Annotated in this window: 7 protein-coding genes and 1 pseudogene; 3 read left to right on the forward strand and 5 right to left on the reverse strand. The window is 66.6% G+C overall.

Annotated features, from left to right (window positions below):
- Positions 1-3: 3 nt before the first annotated feature.
- Both AB0H84_RS41910 and AB0H84_RS41915 read right to left on the reverse strand, forming a co-directional pair.
- The gene (locus AB0H84_RS41910; protein ID WP_357617436.1) at positions 4-573 is read right to left on the reverse strand and encodes a hypothetical protein; all 570 of its coding nucleotides are present in this window, start codon (positions 571-573) and stop codon (positions 4-6) included.
- Positions 570-3,815, reverse strand: coding sequence for a CHAT domain-containing protein (locus tag AB0H84_RS41915; RefSeq protein ID WP_357617438.1), 3,246 nt, complete (start codon positions 3,813-3,815; stop codon positions 570-572). Before AB0H84_RS41915 ends, AB0H84_RS41910 begins: the two co-directional genes overlap by 4 nt.
- A gap of 93 nt (positions 3,816-3,908) precedes the next feature.
- Between AB0H84_RS41915 and AB0H84_RS41920 the strand changes: the two genes are divergently transcribed.
- The 3 genes from AB0H84_RS41920 to AB0H84_RS41930 all read left to right on the forward strand — a co-directional run bounded on the left by AB0H84_RS41920 (position 3,909) and on the right by AB0H84_RS41930 (position 6,316).
- Positions 3,909-5,744 (forward strand): hypothetical protein, encoded by a 1,836-nt coding sequence (locus AB0H84_RS41920; RefSeq protein ID WP_357617440.1) that lies wholly within the window; start codon positions 3,909-3,911, stop codon positions 5,742-5,744.
- Positions 5,745-5,824: 80 nt separating this feature from the next.
- A complete protein-coding gene (locus AB0H84_RS41925) occupies positions 5,825-5,983 on the forward strand; it encodes a hypothetical protein (protein ID WP_357617442.1) in 159 nt (52 codons plus the stop codon).
- 153 nt (positions 5,984-6,136) lie between these two features.
- Complete coding sequence (locus tag AB0H84_RS41930) at positions 6,137-6,316, forward strand: transposase (RefSeq protein WP_357617444.1); 180 nt, start codon at positions 6,137-6,139, stop codon at positions 6,314-6,316.
- Positions 6,317-6,331: 15 nt separating this feature from the next.
- Here the strand turns inward: AB0H84_RS41930 and AB0H84_RS41935 are convergent.
- The 3 genes and pseudogenes from AB0H84_RS41935 to AB0H84_RS41945 all read right to left on the reverse strand — a co-directional run bounded on the left by AB0H84_RS41935 (position 6,332) and on the right by AB0H84_RS41945 (position 12,887).
- Positions 6,332-7,332, reverse strand: a pseudogene (locus AB0H84_RS41935) (IS256 family transposase).
- A gap of 1,216 nt (positions 7,333-8,548) precedes the next feature.
- Entirely contained in the window at positions 8,549-8,953 is a 405-nt protein-coding gene (locus AB0H84_RS41940) for a hypothetical protein (RefSeq protein ID WP_357617446.1), read from the reverse strand.
- 61 nt (positions 8,954-9,014) lie between these two features.
- Positions 9,015-12,887 (reverse strand): SGNH/GDSL hydrolase family protein, encoded by a 3,873-nt coding sequence (locus AB0H84_RS41945; RefSeq protein ID WP_357617448.1) that lies wholly within the window; start codon positions 12,885-12,887, stop codon positions 9,015-9,017.
- Between the last annotated feature and the right edge of the window lie 685 nt (positions 12,888-13,572).

Consider the following 13,572-nt stretch of genomic DNA (forward strand, 5'->3'; position numbering starts at 1 on the left):
GGGTCACCCGCCCAGCTCGAGGTCGTGCGGCGCGCGGTCCGGGTTGGCGCACTGCGGCGGCCTGCGCGGGTTCCAGTGCTCGAGCGTGTTGCGGTAGCCACAGTGCATGCAGGCGACGTGGGCGGCGGCGAGCCGTACCCGGCCGGGCAACGCTCCGTCGGCCGAGGCGCCGGCCGGGCCCATCTCGTTGCTGGACAACGGATGCGCGCCGGACGCGAGGTAGTCCGACACCCGCGCGACCGGGAGCATACCCACCGGTGTGCCGCCCCGCGTCAGCACCAGCCGGGTGATACCGAGCAGCAGCAGGGTGATCGCGGGGGAGTCGGCGAGCTCCGCGAAGGTCCGGTCCGCGTGGACCTCGACCGCGGGTGGCAGCGCACGCCACGAGGCCAGCGCGTCCGCGTTGGCGCCGGCCAGCTCCGGCGCGGTCACGGTGCCCAGCACGGTGCCGTCGTCGTCGACCACCACGCCGACGCCCTTCAGCACGGCACGTGCCTCGGCCGGGGTCAGCTCGCCTGCCAAGATCGTGAACTCGTGGTCGCCATGCTCGGCGATCCGGTCCCCTGGTTTCATCGCCAGTCTCCGATCAGCACGAATCCGGCCCAATGGTGTGGATGGGCATACACCCTCCTGGTGTAGTCGAGCTGCACGGCGGTGCCGCGCGACGCCAGTGTCGCCCTGGCATGTGCGGCGAACAGCCCGTGATCGTCGCTGCTCGCGGAGCCGAGCAACCTCGTATACTCGTCGGCCGCCGCGGTGAAGTCGCCCGCGCGGAACCTGATGTCCGCCACGCTCCGCGCGACCGTCCGCTCGTCACCACCGACCATGGTGCAGTACTCGATCACGCCGGCGCAGGTCGCGGTGCGCACCGCGAGCTGTGCCGTACGCAGTGCCTCGGCCTTGCCCGCGCCCGCCTTCCGCGCCAGGTAGAACGAGTACATAAGCAGGCCGGTGGCCACCTCGTCCACCGGCCAAAGGCTGACCAGAACGGCCGACGCACCCGCGTAGATCAGTGCTCTGGGCAGGCCGAACAGCTCGTCGCCCTTCCTGCGGTGCGCGACACCGCTCTGACAGGCGCTCAGCGTGACCAGGTCGGCGGGTAGCGACATACCGAGGATCTTCTCCGCGGTCAGCGCGCCATCGGCGTTCGTGTCCGCAAGCAGCACACGGGACTGCGCGGGCCGCTCGGCGTCGAACTCGCCGTGACAGGCTATGTGGAGCACAGAGACACCCTTCTTCACCGCAGACCTGATGCCGGCGATCGAAGCCTGCTTGCCGACGAGCCATGTTGCATCGCCCAGCATTGAAGCGATCAACCGGCTCTGTGCCCGCGAATGCGCCAACGGCCGATCCGCGCGGGAGTCGGCCAGCACGACCGACCTGCTCGCGGCCGCCTGCCGTTTCGCCTGGCAGTAGCGCATCACCGCGGCGGAGGGGGTGTAGCAGGTCGGATTCCGTTCGACCAGCGGCACCCCGTCGACCTCGATCGCGTGCAAAGGCACGCCATGCAGTTGGTCGTGCGGGACGACCCAGATCACCTGTCCCGGCGTGCTGTGCTGAACCAGCGGTGCGACCAACGGGCTCAACGCCTGCCAGTCGTCCGGATCCGCGGAACGCACGTCGTTGAACGAGGCGCCCACGATCCGAGCAAGCGCGGTACGACGCATCGGAACGCGTACGACGGTCGGCTCGGTGGCACCGGACCTAACCAGCAGCAGTACGACGGCGTCTTCGGTGACGTGATACTCGGCCAGCAGCGCCTGCCCCAGCACCGGGCCGAGGTCGGCGAACGTGAGCGGATCACCCCGGCGCAGCTGGACATACTCGGCACCGCGCGCCCCGATGGCAGCCATGTCCCGCCAGGTGGCGCTCAGCCGAGTACGGGCGGCGCGCACGGCGGCCAGTGCGGTGACGCGCTGACCGACCGCCTTCATTTCCGAGCGGTGGCGCTCGATCTCGGCCATGCCGTCACGTTCGCGTCGGACCAGTTGGTCCGGAATGTGTTCGGTCCGCAGGTCCATGGTGCCGAGCTGCTCCAGCAGCAGTCGCGACCGGGACCGTTCCGCCAGGTCGAACGCGGCGATGGACGGATGCGGCTGCCCGGTCGCGCTTCCCGCTGCGGTGAGCAAGCCGATCTGGTGGGAGTGCAGGGTTTCGAACCAGCCGTTGACCTGCATGTGCAGCTGCTCGTCGACGACCTCGTCGCGGAAGCGCTCCTGCAGCCGGAGCGCCTCGTTCAGCGTCTCGAACGCCGCGTGCGGGCCGATCGGGGTCTGCAGCCTGGCCAGCTCCGCCAGCACGCCCATCGCGGTGAGCTGCTGGGAGTTCTTCTCCAGCAGCGCCGCGGCCGCTCGCAATTCCCGAGCGCCCTCCGCGTGCCGTCCTCGGCGGAACAGCCTGGTGCCGCGGTCGATCATCCGTTGTGCAGGGCCGGTACCTGGATAGCGGGTACGGGAGATCTCGTGCTCGTCCGCCGGTGCACCCGGCGGAGCGGCAGTGACGAGAGGCAGCCACGGGGGCGTGGCCCGGCCTGGACTACCCGGCAGTCCGGCCCGCATGGCCATGCCCGAGTACCTCTGGTCGTCGGCGGGGTTGTGGACGTTCGCGCCCGCCCATCGGCGGATCGGCACGACCAGTTCGGCGTCGGCGGCGATCGCTGTGCGTTCGGCCGCGGCCTCGGCGCCGCGGTCCAACCGCTCGGCCAGCAGACGGGCGCGGAACAGCCACGCCAGCGCGGCGATCGCAGGCAACCCGGCCTCGTCGTACCCGGTCGCCGCAGCCCGATACGCGGCAACGGCGGCTTCCCAGTCCGCCGCGGCTTCCAGCACCTGCCCACGGGAAAACGCGCAGTGCGCTCGCGCTCGGGCGACATCGTCCGAGCCGACGTGCGGCTGCGCGATGGTGATCAGGTGCTCCGCGGTGGCCAGCCAGTCCTTTCCGGCGGCGATGGCGTCTGCGGTCGGCGGCCACTGCTTCTGTCGGAAGTCCCCGCGCAGGTCGTAGACGGCCAGCTCGGCCATGGTGTGCGGCAGAGCCATCCCGGTTGGCTCCCGCACCTCGTCGTGGAGCCATGCTTCGGCGTACCGGGGGTCGTGCTTGCGGAACTTCCGCGCCGACTCGACCCTGGACCACCACAGCGTCCAGTCGTCCGTGCCGAGGTGCACGGCCACCGTCACCATGGCCGTCAATGAGACCACGATCGACGCCCACGCGTCGACCATCGACGGCTGATGCAGGAATGAGTAGGCCAGCACCGTGCCGTTGGCGAAGACGCTGACGGGGTGGGCCACCGACCATGCCTGCGGGATCGGCCGGCGCAGCAGTGTGGTGGAACTGACCTGCATGATCACTACCGCACCCGCGGTGAGCAGGACTTCCACCGTCCCGCTGGGCAGCAGGCCGGTGTCGATGCGTGCGACCGCCACGAGCACGCCCAGGTTTCCCACTGTCTCCAGCATCAGGTGCCAGCGACGCTCGTAGTGGCCCACCTTGCGAGTGCGGAGCCGGCTCAGCACGCACACGAGGGTCGCGAGCCCACCCACCACCATGGTCAGCACCGAGTTGACCGGACTGCCGACAGTGACCACACCGACCGCGATGCCCATGGGGACCCACATCTGCACCCATGAGACGCCACGCACCCCTCGCTCCAGCAGCCCCAACGGCTTGCCAGGCGCCTTCGCACGGCGGCCCTTCGGCAACCCGACGCCGATCACCAGCGCCAGCACGACGAACCACGCCGCCGTGGTGATCACCTGCGGATTGAGCAGCAGCGGATCCGCATTCTGCACCAAATTTTGGGCCAGAGCCGTCACCGCGCCGTCACCCCATTCCGCACAAAACCATCATCCCCGTTCGTGATCACCACCACAATGAGGTGTCCGGTCGTGCGACGCGGAGGAGTTCGAGTGGGAGTCGAGATCCTCATCGGAGACCCTTCGCTGATCGCGTACGTGTTGCTGGACGTCGCGAGCCTGGTGCTGCTGCTGTCCAGGCTGCGGGAGGCGATCGGCCCCAGCGGTCGCGGACGGGCCCTCTACGTTCTCGACCTGGTGGTTGCACTTGTCTTGCTGTTCACCGCAGGCTGGTTCAGCGATCTCGTGGCGACGCTAGCCCGTGACGGGGCGCTGTTCGTGGTAGCGGCCGGCCTGGTCGCCGGGCTGACAGGCATGGCCACCACAGGGTTCGTCGCGCTGGTGATGGTCTCCATCGGCGGTAACGGGACGCCGGTGATCGCCTGGTTCGTCACGCCGCTGCTGGCCGGCGCAGCATTGCGCAACATCCGGCTCCCCCCGGAGATGCCACCTTCGGTCACCGGCGAGCTCACGGAGCACATCGACCGCTGGTTCATGAGGCCGAAAGCATACGACGTGTTGTGGGGTCTCGCGGCGAGATTGGTGTGCGTCGTCCCGCTGGTGTTCGTGTTGCTCGTGCCGGGAGACGCGGAGCTGAGGGTGCGGATCGTCGGCGCCGTGGTGATGTGGGTGATGTTGCTGGCCGCCGACCGAGCCCGGCGGCCCCTGTTCATCACCCACCGCAGAGCCGCGCGGACGACCGACGTCGGTCTGTTCCTGGTACTGCTGGCGGTCGCCGCCGGCCCGGTCGGCGAGTTGATCTCACGGTGGTGGCTGGCGCACGTGTCCGACGCCCAGTGGTATGTGATGCTGGCCGGAGCCAGCGTGATAATGCTCGACGCTGCCATCAGGCCGCGGTTCGACAGGTGGCGCTTGTCCTGGCTGATGGTGTGGGCCAGGCGGGTCATCATCGGACTACCGCAGGTCGCACTGACCTGCTCGACTCTGCCGTTCCTTATCGCGGGGGTGTTCCACCCAGCTCAGCGACCGCTGGAGTCGGCGTTCGTCGCGTTGCTGGCCGGGCTCGTGTACGCGGTCAGATCGGGGCGGAACGGCGACGGCTTCAACCGTCAGATCGCCGACGCTTTGGTGCTGGTGCGTGCAACTCCGCAGGAGCGGAAGATGCTGCTCGCCGGATGGCGGAACGACAACTTCTTCCGGCGTCGGACAGTGCGGGTCCGGACGTGGAACTACACGAATCTGCCGCGGATGGCCGGGGTGCTGGCGCAGTTGGGCGCCGAGTCCGCACACGCGACCACGGCCGTGCACATGACGCTGCCGTGGGGCGATCTGGTGCGGCTGGACCACACGTTCACCCAGAAGTTCCTGCGGCTGGCGGAGCAGGTACTGGACGAGGTGGACAGGACCTTCCCCGCGCAGATGTCCACGCCGGGCACCGTGGGACATCGAGTTCAGCAGATCGCCCGTGCCGACCTGGCCGTGCGCCGCTCCACAGTGGCGCAGTACCTCGACGACTTCGAAGGCGCGATCGCGGCCTCGCGTCAGGCCGCAGACCACTACACCGCAGTCATGGCACCGGCGCACGCGGCCACCGAGATCATCCACACGGCGAACAGGCTGTCCGCCGTTGGGCAGCACGAGGCCGCCGCTGAATTGCTCGCAGAGGTGCTTGACGACCTGCCGCCACCCGTTCGGCGGCTGCTGCTTGTCATCCGGGCCGCCGCGGCGCAACGGGCGGGCCGAGGCGCCGCCGCCCGCAACCTGCTCGCCGCCGCCAGAGCGATCCCCGAAAGCAGCACCTTCGCGTTCCACAAGGCTTTCCTGGTGGAGAAGGTCAAATATCCGTCCTTCGGGGAGGGCGCGCACAAGGCGCTGGTGGCGACCGAGCGCGAGCTCGACCGGAAGCTCGGCTCGGTCACCAGTTCGTGACGCGCTACGGCGTTATCGGGACGTTCGTCAGCGGCCAACGTCCGCCCCACATTTGCTCGAGTAGTTTCGGCGGCGGGGATGTGCTCGTAGTGGAAGGTACGGAGTTCATCGAGGATGGCGTCGCCGGCACGCTGGAACTGCTGGGCGGGGTCGCTCCCTCGCGTTCGGCTTGTTCGTTGATGTCGGCGGGGCTGGGGTGGCTGGTGAAGGTCTCGTACCGGGGTGTGCCACCCCAGTGACCTTGACCACATTCTGGCTCCGTTTCCAGCTCCCGCCACTTCGAGTATGCGGTTCTCCCTGCGCCGCTTCGTAACTCAATCGCAGAGGTGTGTCCCGGGTTGAGCAGAGTTGGGTTGCTGGATTCTTGTGCCACTTGATGAGAGGAAAGTGGCATGGGACGACGGGGTCATCCGCCAGAGTTCCGGCGCAAGGTGCTGGATCTGCTCGAGGCGGGGTGTAAGGTCACAGACCTGGCGCACGATCTGCAGGTCAGCAGTCAGACGATCTATACCTGGCGGCCGCAAGACCGGGTCACGTCCACGGACGTGGTGTATGAATCGATCTTCGCGTGATCCTGTTTCTGCAGGTTAAGCGGTAAGTGTCTGCGGGAGCGGGTTCTGGGTCGGTGTGTCGCTGGCGACAAGCCGGACGCGGGCTTTGGCCAGGACGTCCAGGCCCATGTAGCGGCGGGCTTCGACCCATTCGTCGGTTTGCTCGGCCAGCACGGCGCCGACCAGCCGGATGATGGAGGGCCGGTCGGGGAAGATGCCGAGGACGTCGGTGCGGCGGTGGATCTCCATGTTGAGCCGCTCTTGCGGGTTCGACCAGATCTCGCGGGGGAAGGCGGGCAGATGGAGGGCGACGGTGCGGCCACGAGACCGGCGTGGCAGTCGGAGATGACCAACTGCACGCCGGACAAGCTGCGGGCGACCAGGCCGCGCAGGAAGGCCAGCCAGCCCGCGCCGTCCTCGGCGCTGGTGACGTCCATGCCGAGGATCTCGCGACGGCCGTCGGCGTTGACGCCGGTGGCCACCAGGACGTGCACGTTGATGATCCGGCCGCCCTCGCGCACCTTCTGCGTCAGCGCGTCCAGCCAGACGAAGGTGTAGGGGCCGGCGTCCAGCGCGCGGGCGCGGAACGCCTCGACCTGTTCATCCAACGTCTTGGCCATCTGCGAGACCTGGCTCTTGGAGATGTGCTTGATGCCCAGCTGCTCGACCAGCTTGTCCACCCGCCGTGTTGAGATCCCCAGCAGGTAGCTGGTCGCGATCACGCTGATCAGCGCCTGCTCGGCCCGCCGCCGGCGTTCCAGCAGCCAGTCGGGGAAGTACGAGCCTTCGCGCAGCTTGGGAATGGCCAGCTCGATTGATCCTGCGCGGGTGTCCCACTCGCGGGTGCGGTAGCCGTTGCGCCGGTTGGTCCGCTCGCTGCTGCGTTGGCCGTAGCCTGCCCCGCACAGGCTGTCGGCCTCGGCCGACATCAACGACTCGGCCATGGTCTTCACCATGGATCGCAACAGATCCGGGTCGGTGGTCTCGATCTGCTTCGCCAGCCACTGCTCGGGCGTCACACTGGGATCTACGGCCATCGCCTGGTTCTCCTTCGAATCTTGATCTTGCTGCTCGAAGGATCACTCGATGGCCGTCTTCATTTCACGACGCCACGCCTGTGACCAGGCCAAACCCGTACACCACTCCCGCGGACGCAACCAGGATCAGCCACTCGGTGCCCTCAATCCTGCCGCACCGAGACGAAGGTCTCTGCGCTGGAAGCGATTTGAGTTCTTGAGTTCCGCAGGCTTGACCAGTGCTTGGACACGTCTGCAATCAAGCCGGGCGTGTCCCGTCCGCCAACCCTTCCAGTCAGGCCCTTCTGTAGGGCGCCGATTGAGTCTGGCATTACTGTCCGGCCTAAGGGGCCCGATAGCTGACATCGCAAACCGGGGCAGTTCGCTCTCGCTATCGGCCCGCTGATGTGCCGGACGTGTGCCGAAGAGCATGTGACGAGCATGAACTCGCCCATCTTCGCCTCGCGAAGAGGGCCGAGAACCGAGAAAGCCCAGGTCGGAAGGGGTATGGAGTGGTAGGGCGCCCGGGGCTCGAACCCGGAACCTACGGATTAAAGTCGCACTTTTAAATGCCGACCACTATCGAATCATGTCTCATTGTGTCGCGGTGTCATGCATTGCCCGCACTCGAAATTTCCAAGGATGCCACCCGGTGTTATGCCGTATCAGGTGCCGACGAGCATCCAACGAGCAACCATAGGACGGATAGCATCCCTTGACCGTTCTTACTTTACCTCCGATTGGTGACCTGACGTCCCGGATGGTTTGCGGTCCGGGAGGGGTTTGATGCGTCCCCAACGGACCTGTGATGATCGTTCAGAAACGAGCGAATCCGGGATGGGGCCGCCACGCACAGTTCGGCGACCACGTCACGGCACCTGGCCGGCAGATCGGCCACCTGCGGCCGTAGCCCGGCGAGGTGCAGCCCGACCCCGCGCGCTTGGGCGAGGGCCGCGGTCGCAGCAGCACGGCCAGGCATGAACTGTCCAGGAAGAACAGCCGACTGGCGTCGAGTTCAGGTGGGCGTCCAGGCTGTGGCGGACCAGGTCGATGTAGGTCTCCAGTTCACGAGAGGTGGTGATGTCTACCTCGCCACTGATCATGGCGAACTGCACGCCGGCCTGGCTGGGGATATGGCTCAACAACACCTGTCAGTTCTGGTCGATCGCACCGTAGGGCACAGGGCATAGCGCTGTCCCAGGCTCCGGCCGCGACTTCGCGACCTGGGTCTCTTGACTCAGCCTTCCTCGTAGGGGCACCCGGGCAGATCCTCGACGGTGTGCCGGAATCCGCCTGCCGGAACGCGGTCGAAGGCCAGCGTGTAGCAGCGAACGAATGTGCTCTGGCCGAAGAGGTCCTCCTTGGCTGTCGCCACGGCGATCTTGAGGAGGAGCCCCTGCGGCTCTCGCGCCGAGGAGAAGACCGAGATCTCGCCGGGTCGGCCCTTGACGGCGTCCGCCGACGGCAGCTCGGCTCCCCAGTCCTGTGGCAATTTCGTCGCGAAAAGCTCGGCCACCTCTTCGTTATGGCTGGCCGCCGACGCTTTGTATAAATAACCGAGAATGAACGGGCTGAGCACGCCGATGGCGAGGGCGGCGAGCAGGGGGATGAGGCACCCTTTTGGCATGGCCCTGCCCTCCATGTCGCGTGCTCAGTCTGTTTCCGAAAGTGATCGGCCTGCCATGTTCAGACCGATCGTGATTCTACCAGCCGGTGTATCCCAGGGCTTGAAGGTGAGTCGTCAGGACGCTGGCGTACGTCCGCGCTCCCGCCGCGTTGGGATGCATTGAGGTTCGGCTCGCACATCTGAATCCATCGAACATGCAACCCGACCAAATGTCGTCGACATCCCCGAAGTCGCCGGGGCCTGTCTTGGCGAAGGTCACTGGGGTGATCCAGCGTTCGCTCTCCGGCTTGCACGCGCCGTGGCCCTGGAACGCCGGCATCGGATTGGCGAAGGAGACCTCGACGCCGGCAGCCTTCGCCGCCTGCACCATCTTGTTCTCCTCGGCGGCGAAGTGCTCCGCCATCCGCTGCATCATGTTCTGCTCGTCCGGATCGAACGCGCCGCAGTCCAGCACTCCGGTGCCGGTGATCTCGGGATATCCCATCAGGACTATCTGCGCCTTCTTGCCGCGCGTCGAGCTGTAATTCTGGACGCGACTGTCGATGCTCTCCACGATATTCTTGACGTTGGCCTGTTCGGTCCCCACCGTCTTGTTGAACACCGCGGCGGTGACGTCCGCCTTGATATCGGTTTCGTAGCCCTCGGTATAGCAAGGCAAGAGGAAACAGTTGGTGACGACCGGCGAGAAATCGGCATCGTTGCCGCCGATCGAGAGAGCAACCAGTGTCGTGTTCTCGTCCAGGTATCCGCTTTCGAGCTGCGCCGCCTCGCGGAACCGGCCCTCCGCGCTGCCTCGATAGTCGGACCAGTCGAAGGGGACGGTCGTGTACGTGTACTCGGGAACGGTCATGTCCCGCGTCACGGCGCCCGAGCAGGCCACGAAGGAGAAGTCGAGCCTGGGATCGAACGAGTCGGCGAGCTGCCCCACGGTCTGCGTCTCGCCGGGCAGTACCGTCTGCCGGATCCATGCGTCCTTGCTGCGGCGGCAGGCGTTCCAGGTCGAACGCTTGTAGGCCGTGTCGGTCTCCGGGTAGTAGTTCCCGACCCCCTCGCCGGAGGCAAAGGAGTCACCCATGCCGACGACGAAATGCTTGGGCTTCTTGGCCAGCACCTGAAAGGCGATGGCGTCCCACGCCACGGCGGCGGTGCCGTCACCCTCCTGGTTGCGGTTGGTGAGCGCCACCTTGGGCACGCCCTTGAACTCGAACACGCCGAGGTTCTGCCAGTGGTTCTCCAGCCGGCCCTGCGACAAGTGACGGGTGCGGGTCTGCCCGTTGCCGAGGTGCACGGTGTATGGGGCTTGCTGGGTTTCCGCCCGGCGTTTCGGCACGTGCACGAGGACCCGCGCCCAGCCGTTGATGGCCTGGTTCAGCTCCCAGGTGCCGGTCACCTTCATAGGGTCGCCGAGATGAGAGCTGTTGCGGGTGTACCCGTACCACAGGTGGCCGCCGAAGCCGTTGCCGAGCTGCCCGAAATCGGCCCTGCCCGGCGCCTCGCCCGCGGAGTCCTGCTCGAACTCGAAGCTCAGCGTCCCGGAATTGGCCCATCCGGTGTTGTCGCATCCGCCGCGCACCGCCGGCACAGAATCGGGCACGTCGTCGACGATCAGCACGTTCTTGGTGTCGCCGGTCACCCTGGGCAGCCCTGAGGTCAGGCACGTCGTCCATTGGTCGGACGGCTCGGAGCGCTCGATGCTGGCATAGCTGGCGTCGTAACGCAGATACGCCTCGTTTCCGCACTGCTGGGGGCAGGTCTTCCAAGTCTTCGCCGAATGCCACCAGCATTTCCAGTCGGCCCGCGTGCATCCCCGCATCGTGTCGGCGGGGTCGCACTCGTTCTCTGCCGAGCAGAAGGCGTTCTCGTCCACCAGGGTCCCGCCGGGGACGATGGAGCTGCGGTACCCCTCAGAGTTCCACCAGGCGTAGTTGTAGCCGCCTTCGGTGACCCACTGGCCGGTGGCGGCGTTGTAGTAGGTCTTTGCGATGGGCCAGGCCGACCAGCCGAGGACCTTCTCCTGGTAGGGCCAGTCCTGCGGATGCGCGGCGTCGGAGTAAGAGTTGTTGTCGAGGAAGGGACGGCGCCCCGCCACGTAGTCGGGGTTTTTGGGGTTGTTGGCCCACCCGACGCCCCATGCGCCGCCGTTCGCGCTCGCCTGCGCCTTGGGGTAGTAACCGGAGTTGTACGCCCAGATGGCGAAGTACCAGTTCTCGATCTTAGAGGGGTCACCGTTATTGATCTTCATGGTGCCGCCCGTGTCGGCGTAGATCTGGTTCCACTTCTCGGCGAGTGTGGTCAGGCCGACGGCGATGTTCGTCACGTAGTCCAGGGCGATCCTGCGCTGGGTGTCCGGGTCCCACAGCCATTCCCCGGGTTTCGCGTGCCCTGCCCGGCGCATGTGATCGGTCTGCTGGGTGAGGCCGTACCCGCAGTCGGCCTCGTCCCACCGGATGATCCAGTCGTTGTCCGGCTTGTCGTCATAGATCTCCACGCCGTAGTAGTTGCCGACCAGCGGGTTGCCGGTCTCGCCCGGGAGCGTGTCGCGCTGCGCCTGCCACAGGTTGGACTCCTGCGCGAGGATGCCGAACATGACGGATACGGGAATCCGGCCGCCACCCGCCAGGTCGGGCACGGGGAACAGATCCTGTGGATTCCAGGATGAAAGGCCGGACTCCTTCCAGTTGTCCTGGCGCCACACCTGCAGCCGGTCCTTGAAGACAAGCTGGTCGACTGCCCACTCCACCTGCCGCCAGTGAGGCTGGTAGACCTGCGTGTTCGGGTCGTTTCGGGCCACGGCGCAGGTGTGATTCGGGTCGATCGTCCCCGTCGAGGTCGCGGTGGTCGAAGCTTTCGACTCGGCCTGCCCGCGCGCCTCGGCCAGCCGGGGATTCTCCTCGCGGCCCGATGGCGAGGTGGTCTCCCGCGCCGGGTCGATGGCGAAGGCCAGCGGGGAATGCGTCTGTGCGGTCTGGGCGTCGATGTCGATAAGCTCCGGGGCGGGATTCTCCGGTACGGTCCCTGGGTAGCCGGTGTCCGCCCGGTCGCTCTGCGTGTCACGCCTGAGCCCGCGCCGCGCGGTGCTCTTGATCAACAGGCCGCCTTCCGACGACACCGTCTCGACGTCCAGTGCGCCGCCGATCGCGGACATGCGTGAGGGTAGCTGCCCCTGCTGACGCGTCTCGCCGGTGATGAAGACCCTGCCGCCCGTGCCCGAATGCAGAGCCACCTCGCCCAGCCGTCCTGAGGCGAGCACCCGTACCGAGCCGTTGCGGTAGTGCTTGACGGATACCGCGCCACCGGCCTGGTCCATGAACGCGACGCCGCCGTCGGCTGTCGGCCGGATGCCGAATGGGATGGAATCCGCGGTCGCCAGCGTCTTGAGCTTGCCCGATGCTGTGACCTCCACGAGCTCGTTCCCACGGGCCGCGACGATATGGTCGGCGACAGCTGTGGCCGAGGTGATCTGTCCGTCCAGGACGATGGGTCGAGATGCCGACTTCGTGCCGGTGTCCACCGTGAACAGGCGCGTCGTCATGTGCTCCTCGGTGGTCCCCTGCGTGAGGGCGACCTTGTCGTCCGAGCCGCATCCCGGGTTGTAGTGGGCGAGGCTCACCTGGTCCTCGAGTTTGGTGACCTTGCCGCTCTTGACATCGATGACGGCGGCGAAGGCGCCCCTGCTGAACAGCCAGGCGCGATTGGTGAAGTGCCGCGGCGCGTAGGTGGCGACGACCTGGCGTCCCGAGCTTGTCAGGCAGGCGTTGCCCACCCACTGGTCAGTGTCCATGCCCGGTTCGCTGAGGGTCGCGATGGTGTGCCAGGCGTAGCCGTCGCTGGACCTTGCTCCCAGAATGTGGAACCCGGTGGCGTCGCCCGTGGCGGTGATGGCCAGGTCGTTCGACGCTTCCCAGTTCGAACCCAGCATCTTGTCGCGCTGGGACGGCTCAACCGACACGCGTTCTTCGGGCGGTTGCGGCGATGTCCTCGTCGGCGGGGGTGCCGCTGCGGCGCTGCTCGTCGCGGCGAGTACTTCCGGAGCGGACAGCGTGGTGGTGACCAGAAGGGCGGATAACAGGAGGGTGCATGTACGGTTCAGGACTCTGCGCTCCTTCTACAAGGGGGTTGCCGCCGTGGGGGTTGCGTGCCGGCTGGAGCGTGCGGTGGCACCTGAAGTTTCAGGAGGAAGGAAACACGATGGCCGCAGGGCCTCTCGCGTTGCTGGCTTTGTCTGCTCAGGACGTTTTGTTGTCTACACGAAGCGTAGACGCGGATTCCGACACGAGACGTTTGACGCCTTGACACTCCGCAGAATAGAGCCATTGTGCGCGGGGGCCCGAATGGCCTGACAGTCCTGGCCGAGTAGCCGACAAAGAACCATTGAACTGCAAGAACAGCCCTTCCTGTACGGTCGGTTCCCTTTCTCGCCGCCTGCGCCAGACACGACGATGACGGCCATGGCCTCCATAATGTGAACACATCGGGCAAACCTCGGCAAGGGTGAAAAGAATCCCATGCAGTCCTCTTGTGTCCCAGGCTGCCAATGAGTAATGATCCCTGTCGGCCAGGTCGTGTCATCTTCCTCTGTCAAGGTCCCAACCGTTCGGGAACCGAACGCGCGTGGACGCCCGCCTCGCATTCGG

Source organism: Nonomuraea sp. NPDC050786 (genome assembly GCF_040654115.1).
Lineage (GTDB): Bacteria > Actinomycetota > Actinomycetes > Streptosporangiales > Streptosporangiaceae > Nonomuraea.